Source organism: Rhizobium sp. BK456, assembly GCF_014194045.1.
In the GTDB taxonomy this organism is placed as follows: Bacteria; Pseudomonadota; Alphaproteobacteria; order Rhizobiales; family Rhizobiaceae; genus Rhizobium; species Rhizobium redzepovicii.
Genome location: NZ_JACIAO010000005.1, coordinates 259180 through 276604 on the forward strand (window position 1 = coordinate 259180; position 17425 = coordinate 276604).

20 protein-coding genes and 1 pseudogene are annotated in these 17425 nt (G+C 61.7%); 10 read left to right on the forward strand and 11 right to left on the reverse strand.

Translation table 11 applies throughout. From position 1 onward, the window contains the following. Positions 1–69: 69 nt before the first annotated feature. The 4 genes from FHX03_RS16640 (at position 70) to FHX03_RS16655 (ending at position 1615) form a co-directional block, all read left to right on the forward strand. Positions 70–711, forward strand: coding sequence for a UdgX family uracil-DNA binding protein (locus FHX03_RS16640; protein WP_246699260.1), 642 nt, complete (start codon positions 70–72; stop codon positions 709–711). A gap of 142 nt (positions 712–853) precedes the next feature. After that, positions 854–1108, forward strand: coding sequence for a DUF2934 domain-containing protein (locus FHX03_RS16645; protein ID WP_003574663.1), 255 nt, complete (start codon positions 854–856; stop codon positions 1106–1108). 139 nt (positions 1109–1247) lie between these two features. Beyond that, positions 1248–1430, forward strand: coding sequence for a hypothetical protein (locus tag FHX03_RS16650; protein ID WP_183777980.1), 183 nt, complete (start codon positions 1248–1250; stop codon positions 1428–1430). Positions 1431–1441: 11 nt separating this feature from the next. After that, positions 1442–1615, forward strand: a complete 174-nt coding sequence (locus FHX03_RS16655) for a hypothetical protein (protein ID WP_165503953.1) — start codon at positions 1442–1444, stop codon at positions 1613–1615. A gap of 37 nt (positions 1616–1652) precedes the next feature. On the opposite strand, the gene FHX03_RS16660 is transcribed toward FHX03_RS16655, so the two are convergent. Beyond that, entirely contained in the window at positions 1653–2033 is a 381-nt protein-coding gene (locus tag FHX03_RS16660; RefSeq protein WP_183777978.1) for a hypothetical protein, read from the reverse strand. Between the two features lie 156 nt (positions 2034–2189). On the opposite strand from FHX03_RS16660, the gene FHX03_RS16665 reads away from it, so the two are divergent. Genes FHX03_RS16665 through FHX03_RS16675 form a run of 3 tightly spaced genes read left to right on the forward strand, consistent with a single transcriptional unit; the run spans position 2190 to position 3582 of the window. Beyond that, the gene (locus FHX03_RS16665) at positions 2190–2504 is read left to right on the forward strand and encodes a plasmid stabilization protein (protein ID WP_131711522.1); all 315 of its coding nucleotides are present in this window, start codon (positions 2190–2192) and stop codon (positions 2502–2504) included. 55 nt (positions 2505–2559) lie between these two features. Beyond that, a complete protein-coding gene (locus tag FHX03_RS16670; RefSeq protein WP_097625495.1) occupies positions 2560–2850 on the forward strand; it encodes a DUF3175 domain-containing protein in 291 nt (96 codons plus the stop codon). A 6-nt stretch (positions 2851–2856) separates the two neighbouring features. Then, a complete protein-coding gene (locus tag FHX03_RS16675) occupies positions 2857–3582 on the forward strand; it encodes a glutathione S-transferase (protein ID WP_183777976.1) in 726 nt (241 codons plus the stop codon). A 12-nt stretch (positions 3583–3594) separates the two neighbouring features. On the opposite strand, the gene ligD is transcribed toward FHX03_RS16675, so the two are convergent. The 9 genes from ligD to FHX03_RS16720 all read right to left on the reverse strand — a co-directional run bounded on the left by ligD (position 3595) and on the right by FHX03_RS16720 (position 13200). Further along, a complete protein-coding gene (gene ligD / locus FHX03_RS16680) occupies positions 3595–4473 on the reverse strand; it encodes a non-homologous end-joining DNA ligase (protein ID WP_183854620.1) in 879 nt (292 codons plus the stop codon). Further along, positions 4470–5474 (reverse strand): DNA topoisomerase IB, encoded by a 1005-nt coding sequence (locus FHX03_RS16685; protein ID WP_183854622.1) that lies wholly within the window; start codon positions 5472–5474, stop codon positions 4470–4472. The genes ligD and FHX03_RS16685 overlap by 4 nt, the downstream gene beginning before the upstream one ends. Positions 5475–5489: 15 nt before the next feature. Further along, positions 5490–7646, reverse strand: a complete 2157-nt coding sequence (glgX, locus tag FHX03_RS16690) for a glycogen debranching protein GlgX (protein ID WP_183854624.1) — start codon at positions 7644–7646, stop codon at positions 5490–5492. A gap of 102 nt (positions 7647–7748) precedes the next feature. Then, on the reverse strand, positions 7749–8543 hold the full coding sequence (locus FHX03_RS16695) for an SDR family NAD(P)-dependent oxidoreductase (RefSeq protein WP_183777972.1): 795 nt from the start codon (positions 8541–8543) through the stop codon (positions 7749–7751). A 181-nt stretch (positions 8544–8724) separates the two neighbouring features. Further along, positions 8725–9939 carry an MFS transporter gene (locus FHX03_RS16700; RefSeq protein WP_183777968.1) on the reverse strand — a complete coding sequence of 405 codons (1215 nt, stop codon included), beginning with the start codon at positions 9937–9939 and terminating at the stop codon, positions 8725–8727. Positions 9940–10067: 128 nt separating this feature from the next. After that, positions 10068–10550 (reverse strand): GNAT family N-acetyltransferase, encoded by a 483-nt coding sequence (locus FHX03_RS16705; protein ID WP_183777966.1) that lies wholly within the window; start codon positions 10548–10550, stop codon positions 10068–10070. A 40-nt stretch (positions 10551–10590) separates the two neighbouring features. Further along, positions 10591–11796 (reverse strand): 3-oxoadipyl-CoA thiolase, encoded by a 1206-nt coding sequence (pcaF, locus tag FHX03_RS16710; RefSeq protein WP_183777964.1) that lies wholly within the window; start codon positions 11794–11796, stop codon positions 10591–10593. Between the two features lie 10 nt (positions 11797–11806). Next, complete coding sequence (locus FHX03_RS16715) at positions 11807–12496, reverse strand: CoA transferase subunit B (RefSeq protein ID WP_183777962.1); 690 nt, start codon at positions 12494–12496, stop codon at positions 11807–11809. Next, positions 12493–13200, reverse strand: coding sequence for a 3-oxoacid CoA-transferase subunit A (locus FHX03_RS16720; RefSeq protein ID WP_183854626.1), 708 nt, complete (start codon positions 13198–13200; stop codon positions 12493–12495). Before FHX03_RS16720 ends, FHX03_RS16715 begins: the two co-directional genes overlap by 4 nt. A gap of 153 nt (positions 13201–13353) precedes the next feature. On the opposite strand from FHX03_RS16720, the gene FHX03_RS16725 reads away from it, so the two are divergent. Further along, positions 13354–14112, forward strand: coding sequence for an IclR family transcriptional regulator (locus FHX03_RS16725; protein WP_183854628.1), 759 nt, complete (start codon positions 13354–13356; stop codon positions 14110–14112). A gap of 55 nt (positions 14113–14167) precedes the next feature. On the opposite strand, the pseudogene FHX03_RS16730 reads toward FHX03_RS16725, so the two are convergent. After that, a pseudogene (locus FHX03_RS16730) lies at positions 14168–14485 on the reverse strand (alkaline phosphatase family protein); the annotation flags it as partial. 144 nt (positions 14486–14629) lie between these two features. Here FHX03_RS16730 and FHX03_RS16735 point away from each other — a divergent pair. Continuing rightward, complete coding sequence (locus tag FHX03_RS16735; RefSeq protein WP_097625507.1) at positions 14630–15553, forward strand: ArsR/SmtB family transcription factor; 924 nt, start codon at positions 14630–14632, stop codon at positions 15551–15553. A 210-nt stretch (positions 15554–15763) separates the two neighbouring features. Further along, the gene (locus tag FHX03_RS16740; RefSeq protein WP_097625508.1) at positions 15764–17272 is read left to right on the forward strand and encodes an alpha-N-arabinofuranosidase; all 1509 of its coding nucleotides are present in this window, start codon (positions 15764–15766) and stop codon (positions 17270–17272) included. Positions 17273–17425: the final 153 nt, after the last annotated feature.

Here is a 17425-nt window from a genome sequence, read left to right on the forward strand (position 1 = left end):
CGCCACCCGTTTCGCCGCGGGAACAATCCCGGCGCCCGACGATTGATCCGCAGAGATGAGGATCGCATCATGGACATCGTTGCAAACGTCGGGCCGGCCCTGGCGCTCGACGTCGCGGAGGCGGAAAGCATCGCCGAACTGCGGCATCAGGCCGAAGGCTGCAGCCGCTGTGATCTCTATAGGAATGCCACGCAGATCGTCTTCGGCGAAGGGCCCGGAAAAGCCGAGATTGTCCTTGTCGGCGAACAGCCGGGCGATCAGGAGGATGTGGCCGGCCGGCCGTTTGTCGGTCCCGCCGGCCGGTTGCTCGATCGCTGCCTTGAGGAGGCCGGCCTCGACCGACGGCGCTGTTATGTCACCAATGCCGTCAAGCACTTCAAGTTCACGCAACGGGGCAAACGGCGGCTGCACGCCAAACCCAATGCCGGCGAGATCAAGCGTTGCGCCTGGTGGCTCGGCGCCGAGATCGACATCCTCAAGCCGAAACTCGTCGTCACCCTCGGCGCAAGCGCGCTTTATGCGCTGCTCGGACCAAAGGCGAAGCTGACGCCGGAGCGCGGTCATATCCTGCAGCCGGCAAACCATCCGCCTGTCCTCGTCACCATCCACCCCTCTTATCTCCTGCGCATCCGCGACGAGGTGGAGCAGCAGCGGCTGCGCCTGGATTTCGTATCAGATCTGCACAAGGCGGCCGAGTTTCGGCTCCGATGAATGCCGATTCTCAACCCTGATATGCTGCAATGCGAAATATTTGCGGTTGCAGCACGATTTCTCTTGAAAGAGGTCCCCTCCTCTGGAACCATCCAGGCAGTATCGCGTTCGAACGACGGCATCATGTGACTGGAGATCAGCGATGGCAGAAACTCGGGACGAGTGGATCAAAAAACGTGCATACGCTCTCTGGGAAGAAGAGGGCTATCCGACAGGGCGAGAATCCATCCATTGGGAACAGGCACGGCACGAGCGCGAAGCGCTCGAGGGCTCCGCTGCCTCTTCCGACGGTAAGGAAGTCAAGCCCAAGGCGAAGCGCAGCGTCGCCGGCAGCAAGACGAACGGCGTCGTCACACCGGCGCCGAAACGGACGGCGAGCCGCAAGACGGCGCTCTGATTACCGAAATACCGAGCAACCGAATTAAAAAAGGGCGTCGTCGCGGCGCCCTTTGATGCTGTTTGTCATAAGCTTGAATTAGTTGTGCGTTATCGATTTCCGGAGGACGGGCTTCCATGCGGGGGTGAACAGAGGCCGGATGACGCTGCAAGCTTTGAGCCTTCCTGAAAAAGTTGAGCCCTCGCGCGACAACCGGGAACAAGAATATACGCTGGGTGTTTATGGCAAAACCGGGGAAGTTGCCATGAACGACGGCCGTTCCACTATCCTTTCCGTCCCGCTTGTCGCAGCCGGCAGCCGCGCTTCGATCGCGATCGTCTAGGGGTGATGGAAATGTCGCTCCTCGTCATCGCCGCACTACTCTATCTCGGGCTCGCGCTGGGTTTCATCCTTGTCGTCGATAATCTCGTCGGGCTGGTTTTCCGCGATCCGCGCGCGTCGGTGCAGCCGCCCTTCTTCAATATCGGCCGCGCCTTCGCCGCATCACAAAAGCTCCATCGGAAATAGCAGCGCTGCACCCTCGAGCGCCGCCTGTCGCCTAACCTTAACCAATACCGGCGCCGTCCAATTCGGGAAATTTGCGCATCAGATCGTCTTCGCTGATGCAGCTATCGTCACGCGCCGTCAGTTCGATCGAAATTGCGGCGACGGGATCGAGGCGACCTTTGTCGTGATGGTTGACACCATCGTGATGGTTGACACCATCGTGATAGACGGGGATGCGCGCGCCGCCCTGGCTGACCAGCACGGCATCTCGTTCGAAACCTCTTTGCAGCAGCCAGTCCCGCGGCGCCATCAGGCGGATATCGACTTCGTAGGACTGCCCTTTCCCTTGCCTGAGGCTCACCGTATAGGTCACCGGCGACACTTGGCCATTGACGTCGATCGCGCCGTTTCCATCAGCTTTGACGCTGTAGTTTTCCATTGCTCTCGGCTCCTTCCGACGGGGCTGATGCAAGACTGTCTGATCGAAAACCGGGCGGAAGCGCTTTTTGTTCCGAAATCCGGGTCGGTGATCCCAAGGCCGGAACTTTCGGCCTCGGCACCAGTTTGACCCCGTTGCACATCAAAGGAGGCGACGATGCCGAAAGGTGACAAATCCGACTATACCGACAAGCAGAAGCGCAAGGCCGAGCATATCGAGGAGGGCTACGAGGATCGCGGCGTCTCCGAGAAGGAGGCGGAACGGCGTGCCTGGGCGACGGTCAACAAGGAAAGCGGCGGCGGCAATAAGTCAGGTTCCGGCCGCGGCAAGAAGGATACGCATGTCTCCTCTGAAAAGGGCGGCCGCATAGGCGGCGCTGCATCCGCCGCACGCTCGAAGGAGGAACGGTCCGCTTCGGCGAAGAAGGCGGCCGCGACGCGCAAGCGCCATGAGCACCACAGCCACCACTAAAAATATGCGACGGCGGCGATCTGCCGGCGGCCGCATCCGGCAAAGGATTTCAGAGATGGCCAAATCGAAGAAGAAATGGTCGCAGGATGTCACCGAACACAGCGACGCGATGGACCTGAAGGAAGGCGTGTTCAAATCGGACGATCCAAAAAAGATCGCCCGCTCGGTCAAGCACTCGGCCGAGGAGAGCCATCGCCGCAAGTCGAGTCCGTTCCGCACCGCCATGTCCATGCTGACCTTCTACATCAACCGCGCCGGCGACCAGCTGACGAAAAAGCGGCGCGGCACTCTTGAAAAGGCCAAGGACGAATTGCGAAAAGACTTCGGTCGTCAACCGAAGGGATGATCAGCCATGGCATACGAGCTTTATTATTGGGACGGCCTTCAAGGCCGCGGCGAATTCGTGCGGTTGGCGCTTGAAGAGGCCGGCGCCGATTATGTCGATATCACTCGCGAGCCCGGTCGCGGTACGGATGCCATGTTCGCCCTCATGAAGAGCGACAGCGAACCGCATATTCCCTTCGCCCCGCCTTTCCTGAAGGACGGCGACCTCATTATCCCGCATGTCGCCAACATCCTGTTTTATCTCGGCCCGAAGCTCGGCCTTGCGCCTGAAGATGAAGGCCTTCGCCATGTCGCCAACGGCCTGCAGCTGACCGTCACCGATTTCGTCGCCGAAGTGCATGATACGCATCACCCGATCGACACATCGCTTTATTACGAGGACCAGAAGCCGGAAGCGAAAGCCCGCTCCGCCGCCTTCATCCGTGATCGCATTCCGAAATTCCTTGGTTATTTCGAGCGTGTGCTGCGGCAGAATCCTGCAGGTCCCGATCATATCGTCGGAAATGCGCTAACCTATGTCGATCTATCGCTTTTTCAGGTGATCGAAGGCCTCACCTACGCTTTTCCGAAAGCCATGGCGAAGCGCAAGGCGGAATATCCGGCGCTGCTTGCGCTGCATGATCGGGTGGCGAAGCGCTCGAACATTGCCCGGTATCTTGCTTCTCCACGCCGCCTCGCCTTCAACGAGGACGGGATTTTCCGGCATTATCCCGAACTCGACAGCGCCGGATGAGCGGAGAGACATTCATTCGAGCGGTGCGGCCGCATCGAAGAAATCGCGCCACGGGTCGCTCGGACGGGTCGCCAACCGCTGCGGTACATTGGCGAGGGTAAAGGCGGCCGGGCCGCTGACCTTGTTCAATTCGGTCCAATCGATCGGCATCGAAACCGGAGCCCCCGGCCGCGCCCGTGTCGAATAGGCGGCGACTGCCGTATTGCCGCGGCCGTTGCGGAGATAATCGATATAGATATGGCCGCCGCGTTTGGCCTTCGTCGCGGTTGAGAGGTATTTTTCCGGGGCGTCGGCCGACATGCTTTCGGCAAGAGAATGGGCGAAATCCTTCACCGCGGCCCAGCCGGCCTTCCGCGCAAGCGGCGCCACCACATGCAGCCCCTTGCCGCCCGAGGTCTTGACGAAAGCGGCAAGGTCGCGGGCTTCCAGGCGCGCCTTGACGTCAAGCGCGGCCGAAATCACCGCGCTCCAGGCCACGTCCTCGCCGGGATCGAGGTCCATGGTGATCATATCCGGTCTTTCCCAATTTTCGGTCGTCGTGCCCCAGGGATGAATTTCGAGCACAGCCGATTGCACCAGCGCTGTCAGACCGTCGAAATCGACAATCCGCAGCAGCTTTTCGCCGTCTATTTCCTCAGGATCGGCGACCTCCTCGATATGAGGATTCATGCCCTTCCACGCATGTTTCTGGAAAAACCGCTGGTGACCCTTGATCCCATCCGGCAACCGCAGCAGCGCCAGAGGCCGATTGACGAGATAAGGCGCCATGAACGGCCAAACCGCCGCGTAGTAATCCGCGAGCGCCTGCTTGCTCACGCCCTCGTCCGGCCAGTAGAGCCGGTCGGGATGGGTCAGGACGACCTCCGATGCGGGCGGATTTTTCAGGCTCATTCCTCGGTCTCGCGTGTGAGGAAATCAAGTAGCCTGTTTTCCTCGGCCCGCAAGCCCCGCAGTGGTTCGGCGCTCTCGATCAGCGGATGATCGTTGCCGGCAAGCGCAACGATTGCCGGATGGATATAGCTTGAGCGCGAAATTGCGGGTGTGTTGTGCAGCGCCTCGGCAGCAGCCTCAGACATCTGCTTCACCGTCGGCCGGCCGCCGCCGACAATCGTCTCGCGCGCCGCGCCGAAGGCGGCCAGCGACCCGGCCCAGGTGCGGAAGGTCTTCGCCGAGATGGGAATACCCGATATCTCGGCCAGATAGGCGTTCAACCGGCCGGAATCGATCGGCTTCAGCGCGCCGCTTTCATCCTTCCAGACGAAAAGTTGGCGGCCGGGCAGGTCGGCGATCTCCTCCAGGATTTTCTGCAGCCTGGGATGTTTGAGGCTGCGCTGGACCCGCTTGCCGCCCTTGGCGCGGAATTTCAGCTCGATCTGCCCATCGACGATCTTCAGATGGCGCTTCAGCAGCGTCGTTGCACCATAGGTGCCGTTCTCCCGGACATAGGCCTGGTTGCCGACGCGCAGATGCGCCTCGTCGAGCAGCGTCGTCAGCGCCGCAAGCACGCCGTCGATATCCTCCGCCCCGGTGTCGAGATGGCGCAGCACGGTGCGGCGCATCCTCGGCAGCGCCCGGCCGAACTCGATCAGCTGATGGAATTTTCCCGCGCTTCGAAAGGACTGCCAGTCCTTGTGATAACGGTATTGCTTGCGCCCGCGCGCATCGATGCCGGTCGCCTGCAGATGGCCGTTGTCGTAGAGGCAGATCCAGACATTCTCGTAGGCCGGCGGCAATCCGAGCGCGCCGATGCGCGCCCGCTGCAATTCATCTGCAAGCGTCGTGCCGTCGGGCATGACATAGCTGAAGCCCTTGCCCTTCCTTCGCCTGCGGATGCCTGGTTCGACGTCGCTGACATAAACGAGACCAAGTTCGGTGATGGCTTCGGCATTCATCTTTTCAGCGACCCGCTACTTGCTCCTGCGCCCGAACTGGAACCATCGGCGGCGCTGGGCCTTGGTCGCCCCCTCCGGCGGCTGGGTCTGGCCTGTCGGCGCAAAGACCGCGACGCTCTGGGCATAGACGATGACCGGGTTATCCTGCTCATGCACCGCAAAGGCATCGGTCTCCGCCCCCGTATCGAGAATCCGCGACCAATGCTGCAGCCCGTTCACCTCGGGCAGGTGGATCTGACAGTCGCCACCGGCGTTGAAGACGAGGAAAAGGTCGTCCATCGTCTCGGTATCGGGAGCATGCACGCTTCTTGAGAGATAGACGCCGAGCACCTGCAATCCATCGTCGTTCCAGGCCCCGTCATCCATGAAGCTGCCGTCCGGCTTGTACCAGGCGATCTCGATACGGCCGTCCTCACTTGTCTCCCCGGTCAGGAACCGCTCCTGGCGCAGCACCGGATGCGCCTTCCGGAAGGCGACAGCCTGGCGGCAGAAATCGAGGAAGGGATCGTCGAGCCCATCCCAGCCCGTCCAGCCGATTTCATTGTCCTGGCAATAGGCGTTGTTGTTACCGCCCTGGCTGTTGCCGAGTTCGTCGCCGGCCAGGATCATCGGCACGCCTTGAGAAAGCATCAGGGTCGCAATCATGTTGCGCCGGCGCCGCGCCCGGGCGGCATTGATGTCGGCATTATCGGTCGCGCCCTCGGCGCCCATATTGTCGGAGTGATTGTCGGAATGGCCGTCGCGGTTATCCTCGCCATTCGCCTCATTGTGCTTGCAGTCGAAGGAAACTGTATCCATCAGGGTAAAACCGTCATGGGCCGACAGAAGGTTGACCGAGGAGGTGGCGCCCCGGTCCGAATGGTTGAATTGCGGCGCCGAGCCGGTGACGCGGGCCGCCACCTCCGACACCATGCCGCCATCGCCCTTCCAGAAACGGCGCACATCGTCGCGGAACTTGTCGTTCCACTCGCGGAAGGGATGCGGGAAACCGCCGACCTGATAACCGCCCTCGCCGATATCCCAGGGTTCGGCGATCAGCTTGACGCCGGAGAGGATCGGATCCTGCCGAATGGCGCCGAAGAAGCCGCCCTGGCGGTCGAATTCCAGATCCTGTCGTCCGAGCGTGCTGGCGAGATCGAAGCGGAAGCCGTCGATATGCATGACTCCAACCCAGTAGCGCAGGCTGTCGAGCACCATGCGCATCACCATCGGATGGGCGACATTCAGCGTATTGCCGGTGCCCGTTGTATCGAAGGTGTGGCGGGGATCGTCGGGCGAGAGGATGTAATAGCTGGCATTGTCGAGGCCGCGGAAGGAGAGCGTCGGCCCTTTCTCGCTGCCCTCGGCAGTGTGGTTGTAGACCACATCCATGATCACCTCGATGCCGGCGGCATGGAACTTCCGCACCATGGTCTTGATCTCGGTGATCTTGTCGCCGGACATGTAGCGCGATTGCGGCGCGAAGAAGCCGAGCGTCTGGTAGCCCCAATAATTGCTGAGGTTCTGTTCCAGGAGATAACGATCGTCGAGGAAATACTGGATCGGCAAAAGCTCGATCGCCGAGATGCCGAGCTTGACGAGGTGATCGATGATCGGATCGCTGCACATGCCGAGAAAGGTGCCGCGCAACCGGTCCGGCACCTTCGGATGGGTCATCGTCAGGCCGCGCACATGCGCCTCGTAGATGATGGTGTCGGGCCAGGGGCGGCGGATCGCCTCTTCACCCGCCCAGTCGAAATCCGGATCCTGCACCACGCCCTTGACCATGAAGGGCGCGCTGTCGCGCTCGTCGAAGGACAGGTCGTCTTCGCCGATCTGATAGCCGAACAGGGCGTCGTCCCATTTCAGGTCGCCCGTCACCTGTTTTGCATAGGGATCGAGCAGAAGCTTGTTCGCATTGAAACGGTGGCCGGCGCCCGGGTCGTAAGGACCATGGGCGCGATAACCATAAACGGTGCCCGGCCCGACTCCGGCGATATAGCCCGACCAGATGTCGCCCTCGCGTTTCGGCAGCGGCATCCGCGCGATCTCGTTTTTTCCGTCGGGTGAAAAGAGGCAGAGCTCTATCTGTTCGGCATGCGCCGAGAAGATGGCGAAGTGAGTGCCGGAACCCGTATACTCCGCGCCGAGTTCCGGCTTGAGGAAGTCGAGTTCCGAAAATGAAAAGCTCATGATGCCCCGCTCAATGAAAAGACCAAGCGGGAAACGTCACGGTGGTTCGAAAGTTCCCTCGTCCAAGGGAAAAGGGCAGATGCCGCGCGCCGGAAGAAGGTCCTACGGCATCAGCTGGCCGCCGTTGACCTCGATGATCTGGCCGGTGATGTAGCCGGACAACGTCGGCGAAGCGAGGAAGAGATAGGCGCCGACGCAATCCTCCGATGTGCCGACGAAACCCATCGGGATCGATTTGCGCTGCAGCTCCATCTGCTCGTCATTGGTATAACGCTCGTGGAAGGGCGTGGCGATGACACCGGGCGCCACCGCGTTGACCCGGATCCTGTCGGCGACAAATTCCTTGGCATGGCCGCGGGTGATCGTCGAGACGAAGCCCTTCGATGCCGCATAAAGGATCGCCCCGTTGCCGCCGCCATTGCGGGCGGCAATCGAAGTGGTGTTGATGATGAAGCCGCCCTGCTTCTTCAGCCAGGGATGGGCCGCGCGCGTTGCCGCCAGCACCGAGCGGGCGTTGAGATCCATGACCGCGGCATAATGCGCATCGGTATATTCCGACGTCGGCTTGCGCCCCAGCATGCCTCCGGCATTGTTGATGAGTCCGTCGAGGTGGCCGAAGGTCTTCGCCGTCTCCTCGACGACGCGCTCGGTTTCGCCTTCCCGCGATACGTCGCCCTGGATTAGATGCACGATACCGCCGGCAGCCCTGATCTCCTCGGCAAGTGCCTCCGCCGGCTCGCGGCTGGCATTGTAATGCACGCCGACCTTGGCGCTCTGCGCCGCAAAAGCGCGAGCAAGCGCCGCCCCGATGCCGGTCGAGGCGCCGGTGATCAGCACGGCCTTGCCGGCGAGATCCGGGAGTTTGATCGATGCGAGCGATTGGGCAAGTTCTACCATGGCTAAGACAGCCTCCCGAAAAACCAAGGACATAGGTGATGAAACAGATTGGGGAAGTCTATCAGCCGATATCGGCGAAGGGCAATGGACGAAAGCGGGAGATTAACATCGTTGCGCAATGCCCTGTTCGGACCAAGGCCGGCTTCTCACTCCAAATATACGGCGCGGAATGCAACCTTCATCACGACGTGACCCCGACGGCCGGCTGCGGCTTCTGGCGCACGAGTGGCGGGAATGCCAGAGCGATCGCCGCAGCCCCGAGGCCGACCATCGCCGAGCCGATGAACAGCCAGGAATAATTGGCGAAGGTGTCGAAGATCCAGCCGCCGATAAGAGGGCCGAAGGCCATGCCGAGGCTGGAGAGCATCGTCGCCGCGCCGAGGACGGTGCCAATGATGCGCTGGCCGAAATACTCCCGCGCCAGTACCGCATAAAGCGGCATTACGCCGCCATAGGCGCTGCCGAAGACGATGGCGAGCGCATAAAATTGGGTCAGCTCGCTGACGAGGAGATAGGTCGCAAGAGCGCCCGCCTGCACCAGCAGTCCGGCGACCAGCACCGGCTTCACGCCGATCCTGTCGGCAAGGGTGCCATAGAGCAGCCGGCCACCGAGGCCCGCCAAGCCTTCGACGCTGTAGATGCTTACAGCCGCCATCGGGGCGACGCCGCAGATGGTCGCATAGTTGACCATATGGAAGATCGGGCCGGAATGGGCCGCACAGCAGGCAAAGAAAGTCAGGCCGAGTACGATGAATTGCGGCGACCGGAAGACTTTCGACAGCTGTGGCCGGGCGGCCTCCGCGGCAAACTCGGTGCCGGCATCGGCGGTTTCGGCCGGCGGGCGCCGAACCAAGAGGGCCACCGGCACAAGCAGCACCCAGGTTGCAATGCCGATGATCAGCATGGCGGGGCGCCATTCATAGGCCGAGATCAGCCAGCGTGCGAAAGGCGAGATGGTCATCGGCGCAACGCCCATGCCGGCGGAGACGAGCGATACGGCAAGGCCGCGGTTTTCGTCGAACCAGGCGGTTGTTGCCGCGATCATCGGCGCGAAGAAAGCGCTGGCGGCGAGGCCAACGAGGATGCCGTAAGTCAGCTGGAACTGCAGCAGCGTTTCGGCCCGGCTCGCCAGAACCAGCGCCAGACCGAGCAGCACCGAGCCGATCATCACGACGATGCGCGGGCCGAAGCGGTCGCTGGCCGCCCCCCAGAGGAAGCCGCCGACGCCCATGACGATGAAATTCAGCGTCATCGCACTGGCAATACCGACATGCGACCAGCCGGTGGCGGTGGCGATCGGTTCCTGGAAAATCGCCAGCGAGAACATCGCGCCGATGGCCACGCACGACATCAACGCGCCGACGGCAACGATGACCCAACGATAGGAAACACCCATGGCTTCAAACCTCCATGCCGACAGAGTGATTGCGACACACGGCTCTTCCGCCGCACTCCTCGCGATCTAAAGACGTTCGGACTGCTGCGATTTCGACAGCGCGCTCACATCTTTTTTCCCGTGCAGTCCTATAGGGTACGAAACATCACCAGTGCGTCGACATAACCCTCACTCGGATGAAGGAAAACGCCGGGAAGGCGGCCGACGATTTCGAAGCCGAGGGATTGCCAGAGCTCAACGGCGCGGCGGTTGCTGCTGACGACGAAATTGAACTGCATGGCGCGAAAGCCGCGGGCGCGAGCGTGCTGCAGGGAATGGTCATGCATGCGGCGGGCAACGCCGCGGCCGGCCGCGGCAGGATCGGTCATGTAACCGCAATTGCAGACATGCCGGCCGCCGCCGGCCTGGTTGGCCTTGATGTAATAGCTGCCGAGGATGACGCCATCCTCTTCGGCGACGAAGGTCTCGCGGTCCGGCCCCATCCAGTAGGCGAGCGCATCGGCTTCGGAGAGATCGCGATCGAGCGCATAGGTCTCACCGGCGCGGATCGTCGGGCCGATGATCCTCCAGATGGCGTCTCGATCGTCGTTTTCTGCGAGTCGGATCAGCATGCCCGATTTCTACAGAAGCCGGTCACCGGGCGCAACGCTCTCAGACCCTTTCGAGTGCGATCGCAATACCTTGCCCGACACCGATGCACATGGTCGACAGCGAATATTTTCCGCCGGTCTCGACAAGCTCGAGCGCCGCCGTGCCGGTGATGCGGGCACCCGACATGCCAAGCGGATGGCCGAGCGCGATCGCGCCGCCATTGCGGTTGACCCGTTGATCGTCATCGGCAATGCCTAGCGCCCGCAGCACCGCCAGCCCCTGGCTGGCAAAGGCCTCGTTGAGTTCGATGACGTCGAACTGTTCCTGGGCCATGCCGAGCCGGGCCATCAGCTTGCGCGAGGCCGGGATCGGCCCGACGCCCATCACCCGTGGCGGAACGGCGGCGGAGGCGCCGCCGAGGATGCGGGCGATCGGCGTCAGGCCGTATTTTCGCGCCGCCGCTTCCGAAGCGACGATCAGCGCCGCCGCCCCGTCATTCACACCGGAGGCATTGCCGGCCGTCACCGTGCCGCCTTCCTTCTTGAAAGGTGTGGCGAGTTTTGCCAGCGTCTCGATCGTCGTCGCGCGCGGATGCTCATCCTTGTCGACAATGACGGGCTCGCCCTTGCGCTGCGGGATGGTGACGGTGACGATCTCCTTCGCCAGACGTCCACTCGCCTGGGCGGCGGCGGCCTTCGCCTGGCTACGCACCGCAAAGCTATCCTGGTCCTCGCGGCTGACCTTATAGTCCTCGGCGACGTTCTCGCCGGTCTCCGGCATGGAATCGACGCCGTACTGCTTCTTCATCAGCGGGTTGACGAAGCGCCAGCCGATCGTCGTGTCGTGAATCTCGGCCGCCCGCGAAAAGGCCGTCTCGGCCTTCGGCATGACGAATGGCGCGCGCGACATGCTTTCGACGCCGCCCGCGATCATCAATTCGGCCTCGCCTGCGCGAATGGCGCGCGCCGCCGTGATCACCGCATCCATGCCGGAGCCGCAAAGCCGGTTGATCGTCGTGCCCGGAACGGCAATCGGCAGGCCGGCCAACAGCGCCGACATGCGCGCGACATTGCGGTTGTCCTCGCCTGCCTGGTTGGCGCAGCCGAAGATCACGTCGTCGACGGCTTCCCAGTCGACACCGCCGTTCCGCTGCATCAGCGCCTTCAGCGGAATGGCGCCGAGATCGTCGGCGCGCACCGGGGCGAGCGAGCCGGCGAAGCGGCCGATCGGCGTCCTGATATAGTCGCAGATAAAGGCTTCGGTCATGGCTTTTCCTTTAGAGTTTCGGGACGACGAGGTCGGCAACCGGCCCTACGACGTGCAGCAGCGCACCTGTCATCGCCTGCAATTCCTCCTGCGACATCGCGGCCAGCTTCTCCCGCAGGACGAAGCGCCCGTCGACGATGTCGATGACGGCATGGCTGGTATAGACGCGGGTGATGCAGGCCACACCGGTCAGCGGGAAGGTGCATTTCTCCACCAGCTTCGGCTCACCGGTCTTGGTGACGTGCTCGGTGATGACGCAGACCTGCTTGGCGCCGTGCACCAGATCCATGGCGCCGCCGACCGCCGGCACGCCCTTGCTGCCCACCCGCCAGTTGGCAAGATCGCCGCTCTGGGCGACCTGATAGGCGCCGAGGATCGCGACATCGAGATGACCGCCGCGCACCATGGCGAAGCTGTCGGCATGGTGGAAGAAGGCCGCGCCCGGTTTCAGCGTCACCGCCTTCTTGCCGGCATTGATCAGGTCCCAGTCCTCCTCACCCTCGGGCGGCGGCTCGCCGAAATTGAGGATGCCGTTTTCCGTGTGGAAGATCGCTTCGCGGCCGGGCGGCTGATAGCGGGCGACCATTTCGGGAAAGCCGATGCCGAGGTTCACATAGGCGCCGTCGGCGATATCCTGAGCGGCGCGCCAGGCGATCTGCGCATTGGAGAGCTTGATGTCTTCTCTAATATCGACGGTCATAGGTAGGCGACTCCGGCTCGAATGAGCTCTTCTTCCTGCTGCGGGCGGGGGACGGTGACGACACGGTCGACGAAGATGCCGGGTGTCACCACATGCTCGGGATCGATGCCGCCGGCCGGCACGATGGATGAAACCTGGGCGATGGTCTTTGCCGCGGCCATGCACATCAGCGGATTGAAGTTGCGGCCGGCCTTGTTGTAGGTGAGATTGCCGTGGTTATCGCCGATCTCGGCTTTGACGATGGCGAAATCGGCTTTCAACCAGCGTTCCTGCACGTAATGGCGGCCGTCGAATTCTGCGATGACCTTGCCGTTGGCGAGTTCCGTGCCATAGGCCGTCGGCGTGTAGAAAGCCGGAATGCCGGCCCCGCCGGCGCGAATGCGCTCGGCAAGCGTTCCCTGCGGCACCAGCTCAAGCTCGATTTCTCCGGCCAGATATTTGTCCGTGAAGGCGCGCGGATCCGACGAACGCGGGAACGAGCAGATCATTTTTCTGACCATGCCGGCATCGATCATCGCCGCGATGCCGATGCGGCCGTTGCCGGCATTGTTGTTGATCACGGTGAGGTTCTTCGGCCCGCGGTCGATCAAGGCGTGAATGAGCTCTATCGGCGCGCCCGAGCCGCCGAAACCACCGATCATGACGATCGCGCCGTCGCCGATCTCGGAGACGGCCTCGGCCGTACTCCCGACTGTCTTGTCCATGCGGGATTTCTCCTTGGCTAATCGAGAACTGGTTCCTCCCGTCCTCCAGTGTCAGGCATAAAGCGGGACGGCACGCGCGGCAAGAAGTTTGTGCGTTATTTGACTTTTGTTCGTATATCGCACATATTGGGTGAATCGATAAGGGGACCGAACATGCGTGAAACGGATTTTGTCAGCGGCTTTGCCCGCGGCATGAAAGTCATCGAAGCTTTCGGGGAAACGCGGCAGCGGCTGTCGATTGCCGAGGCCTCGAAGCTGACGGAGCTCGACCGCGCCACCGTGCGCCGCTCGCTGCTGACGCTGGCCGAGCTCGGCTATGCCGATTACGACGGCAAGTTCTTCACCCTGACGCCGAAGATCCTGCGGCTCGGCCATGCCTATCTCGCCGCGACGCCGCTGCCGGCACTGTTGCAGCCGCATCTCGACCATCTCTCGGAAAGCGCCGGCCAGAGCGCCTCGGCCTCGGTGCTCGACGGCACCGAAATCGTCTATATCGCCCGGGCCTCGCAGCGCCGGGTCATGTCGATCAATCTCACCCCCGGCAGCCGCCTGCCCGCCTATTGCGCCTCGATGGGCCGCGTGCTGCTCGCGGCGCTCACTGAAAACGAGGCGCGCGCCGTCCTTGCCCGCAGCGAGCTGAAGCAAAATACGCCGAAGACTCGAACCGATCCTGAGGATCTCGTCGCCGAATTCCGCCGCGTGCGCGCCGAGGGTTATGCGATCATCGACCAGGAGCTGGAGATCGGCCTCTGCTCGATCGCCGTGCCCGTCGAAAACGACCGCGGCGAAACGGTTGCGGCAATCAATATCGGCGCCCCGGCCGCCCTCGTCCCGGCGGCGGAGATGAAGGAGCGCTATCTGCCATTGCTGAAGGAAACCCAGGCCGCGTTGCGGCCGCTGCTGCGCCGGTAACGGCAAGCACGGAAAAAGGGGCGGCCCCGGTCAGCGCCGGGGCCGCCCGCAATTGTCAATGCGTCAGGTCGAGCGCGGCCGTGAGGTCACCCATCGGCGGCTGGCCGTCCGGCAGCACCGGCAGATCGTAATGCGCGGTGATGAAGCGGATGATCGATGACGTGTTATTGGGTGTGATCGACGATGCCGTCCTTGGCGAAGGGCGAGATGATGAAGGCCGGAATTCGGTTGCCCGGCCCCAACGATCGGCCTCGGCGGCGCGACGTGATCCCAGAAGCTGCCGTTTTCGTCATAGGTGACGATGACGAGCATGTCGCCCCGGGCTCTTCTCGAGATGGGAGACGATATCGGCAAGATGCTGGTCGCCGCTCGATTGCAGATCATCAATCCGTGGGAAAACCGTTACCCGCCTCCTAGAATTCCCAATCGCACACATTATCACAGTCGGCGCAGGCATCCCACTTGATGTATCACAATTCTCGATATACATCATTCCATCGGGAACGATGGGGATATAATGGAACGTTCGTTTTTAACGATTGCGGCCGGGGAGAATACTGAGGCAATCCGGGCGCTTTCGGCGCCGGCGCGGGTCGAGATGCTCAAGCTGCTCTGCGCTAAAGGGCCGATGAATATCAATGATATCGCGCAGGCGCTTTCCCTGCCGCAATCGACTGTCGCCACCGGCATTCAGATTTTGGAAGAGGCCGGCCTAGTCGAATCCCGGCTGGCCAAGGCGCGCAAGGGGAACCAGAAGATCTGCTCGGCGGTCTATAGCGAAATCCTGATCAGCTTCGAGGAAAGTGCGGCGCAACGGGCCAACAATATCATCGAAGTCGAGATGCCGGTGGGGCTCTACACCAGCTGCGATGTGCATGCGCCCTGCGGTCTTTGCTCCAGCGAAAGCGTCATCGGCCCTCTCGACGTTCCCGATTATTTCCTTGATCCACAGCGTATGCAGGCCGGGCTCGTGTGGTTCGGAAGGGGTTATGTCGAGTATAAATTCCCAAACAATGCCAAGGTCTTGAACAAGGATATCCGCGCTATCGAATTCTCTTTGGAGCTGTCGTCGGAGGTGCCCGGCACCAATGCGGACTGGCCCTCCGACATCACGCTCTGGGTCAACGGCATGGCGATCGGCACCTGGACGTCTCCAGGCGATTACGGCGACAAGCGCGGCGCCTTCACGCCGGCCTGGTGGAAGCTCGAAGGCTCGCAATATGGGATGATGAAGACGTGGCGCATCTCGACGCGCGGGACCTTCATCGATGGCGTCGCCGCCTCGAATGTCACGCTCGCCGATCTGGCGCTCGGCCAGCACTCTTCCATCCGGCTGCGCGTCGGCATCGCCGAAAATGCCGGCCATACCGGCGGCGTCAATATTTTCGGCCGCGGCTTCGGAAATCACGGCCGCGATATCATCATGCGGCTGCACGTGTGATCAATCGATATCGGAAATGCTGATTTAAAAATCACGCGATTTTCCGAGTTCTACGAAATAGGAAGTCTATTAACATTATGAAATTATGTGATATTTTCCGAAAATCAGATTAGTATGATAAAATCCGCAAGTTGGTTGACAGAACGACATTCCTGATATCAAGTTGGAGGCAAGAAAACAAAATTTCTGATACATAAACGGGAGGATCCGTTGAAGACCAATGTCGTTGCCCACCGCGATTTCCGCATCGCGACCATTGACGCCAGGCTCTACAGTTCATTTCTCGAGCATCTCGGCAGAGCGATCTACGGGGGCATCTATGAGCCCGGACATCCGACGGCCGACGAGGACGGATTCCGCCGCGACGTGCTCGATCTGGTGCGAGATCTCGACACGCCCTACTGCCGTTATCCCGGCGGCAATTTCGTCTCCGCCTATAATTGGGAAGACGGCGTCGGCCCGCGTTCGGAGCGCCCGGTTCGCCTCGACCTGGCCTGGCGCACCCGCGAAGCCAATCAGATCGGCGTCAACGAATTCGTCGACTGGTGCAAGAAGGCCAATACCAAGCCGATGCTCGCCGTCAATCTCGGCTCGCGCGGCCTGGATGCGGCCCGTAATTTCCTCGAATATTGTAATCATCCGGGCGGCACCTATTATTCCGATCTGCGTCGCAAGCACGGCTGGACCAATCCGCACGACGTCAAATTGTGGTGCCTCGGCAATGAGATGGACGGCCCCTGGCAGGTCGGCCACAAGTCGGCCTATGAATATGGCCGGCTGGCGGACGAGACGGCCAAGGCCATGCGCGGCTTCGACAAGTCGCTGGAACTCGTGGTCTGCGGCTCGTCCAATTCCGATATGAAGACCTATCCCGATTGGGAGGCTCAAGTCCTCGAGCAGTGCTACGACAGCGCCGATCATATCTCGCTGCATATGTATTTCGCCAACCGCGAGAAGAATACGCTGAATTATCTCTCCCGCGCGACTAAGCTCGATCGGTATATCACCACGATCGGCGGCGTAATCGACTATATCAAGGCAAAAAAGCGCTCGAAGAAGACGATCGGTATTTCCTTCGATGAATGGAACGTCTGGTACCATTCCAACCAGCAGGACAAGGAGATCCTGGCACGCGACGAGTGGCCGGATGCACCGCATCTGCTTGAGGACGTCTATAATTTCGAAGACGTGCTGCAGGTCGGCGGCATCCTGAACACCTTCATCCGCCGCTCCGACCGGGTGCGCATCGCCTGTATCGCCCAGCTCGTCAACGTCATCGCTCCGATCATGACCGACGACGGCGGTGCCGCCTGGCGCCAGACGATCTATTACCCCTTCTACTACGCTTCCCGATATGGCCGCGGCGCAGCGCTGCAGCTGGTCGTCGATGGCCCGACCTATGACAGCGACGAGGAGAACGACGTTCCCTATCTCGACGTCTCGGCGGTCCATTCCGAGGATGGCAAGACGCTGACCTTTTTTGCCGTCAACCGCCATCCGAACACGGCGCTCGATCTCGATGTGCGGCTGGAAGGTTTTGGGGCCGCGAGCGTCGTCGAGCAGGTGGAAATGACCCATAGCGATCTCGAAGCCGTCAACACGGCAGGGCGGCAAGATACGGTCGCGCCTGTCAAAGCCGACAGCGCCAAGATCGAGGACGGACGGTTGCGGGCGGCGCTGAAGCCGCTGTCCTACAACGTCATTCGGCTGTCGGTATGACAGCCGCCGCCGGGTAAGGCCCATTGGCCCCGGCTGAAGAGGTTCGGCTCGACTGCGAGGAGGCAGACGGCCGGAGGGATGGTTCGCTAGAGGCGGCCTGGACCTGAAGTCCCGACGTCTCTGCAAACCGACAACCGCGACGTGCCCATGCTG

What these genes read in the sequence shown, in the direction of transcription:
- FHX03_RS16640 (WP_246699260.1), top strand. Translation starts at nt 70, where the DNA reads ATGGACATCGTTGCAAACGTCGGGCCGGCCCTGGCGCTCGACGTCGCG.
- FHX03_RS16645 (WP_003574663.1), top strand. Translation starts at nt 854, where the DNA reads ATGGCAGAAACTCGGGACGAGTGGATCAAAAAACGTGCATACGCTCTC.
- FHX03_RS16650 (WP_183777980.1), top strand. Translation starts at nt 1,248, where the DNA reads ATGACGCTGCAAGCTTTGAGCCTTCCTGAAAAAGTTGAGCCCTCGCGC.
- FHX03_RS16655 (WP_165503953.1), top strand. Translation starts at nt 1,442, where the DNA reads ATGTCGCTCCTCGTCATCGCCGCACTACTCTATCTCGGGCTCGCGCTG.
- FHX03_RS16660 (WP_183777978.1), bottom strand. Translation starts at nt 2,033, where the DNA reads ATGGAAAACTACAGCGTCAAAGCTGATGGAAACGGCGCGATCGACGTC.
- FHX03_RS16665 (WP_131711522.1), top strand. Translation starts at nt 2,190, where the DNA reads ATGCCGAAAGGTGACAAATCCGACTATACCGACAAGCAGAAGCGCAAG.
- FHX03_RS16670 (WP_097625495.1), top strand. Translation starts at nt 2,560, where the DNA reads ATGGCCAAATCGAAGAAGAAATGGTCGCAGGATGTCACCGAACACAGC.
- FHX03_RS16675 (WP_183777976.1), top strand. Translation starts at nt 2,857, where the DNA reads ATGGCATACGAGCTTTATTATTGGGACGGCCTTCAAGGCCGCGGCGAA.
- ligD (WP_183854620.1), bottom strand. Translation starts at nt 4,473, where the DNA reads ATGAGCCTGAAAAATCCGCCCGCATCGGAGGTCGTCCTGACCCATCCC.
- FHX03_RS16685 (WP_183854622.1), bottom strand. Translation starts at nt 5,474, where the DNA reads ATGAATGCCGAAGCCATCACCGAACTTGGTCTCGTTTATGTCAGCGAC.
- glgX (WP_183854624.1), bottom strand. Translation starts at nt 7,646, where the DNA reads ATGAGCTTTTCATTTTCGGAACTCGACTTCCTCAAGCCGGAACTCGGC.
- FHX03_RS16695 (WP_183777972.1), bottom strand. Translation starts at nt 8,543, where the DNA reads ATGGTAGAACTTGCCCAATCGCTCGCATCGATCAAACTCCCGGATCTC.
- FHX03_RS16700 (WP_183777968.1), bottom strand. Translation starts at nt 9,939, where the DNA reads ATGGGTGTTTCCTATCGTTGGGTCATCGTTGCCGTCGGCGCGTTGATG.
- FHX03_RS16705 (WP_183777966.1), bottom strand. Translation starts at nt 10,550, where the DNA reads ATGCTGATCCGACTCGCAGAAAACGACGATCGAGACGCCATCTGGAGG.
- pcaF (WP_183777964.1), bottom strand. Translation starts at nt 11,796, where the DNA reads ATGACCGAAGCCTTTATCTGCGACTATATCAGGACGCCGATCGGCCGC.
- FHX03_RS16715 (WP_183777962.1), bottom strand. Translation starts at nt 12,496, where the DNA reads ATGACCGTCGATATTAGAGAAGACATCAAGCTCTCCAATGCGCAGATC.
- FHX03_RS16720 (WP_183854626.1), bottom strand. Translation starts at nt 13,200, where the DNA reads ATGGACAAGACAGTCGGGAGTACGGCCGAGGCCGTCTCCGAGATCGGC.
- FHX03_RS16725 (WP_183854628.1), top strand. Translation starts at nt 13,354, where the DNA reads ATGCGTGAAACGGATTTTGTCAGCGGCTTTGCCCGCGGCATGAAAGTC.
- FHX03_RS16735 (WP_097625507.1), top strand. Translation starts at nt 14,630, where the DNA reads ATGGAACGTTCGTTTTTAACGATTGCGGCCGGGGAGAATACTGAGGCA.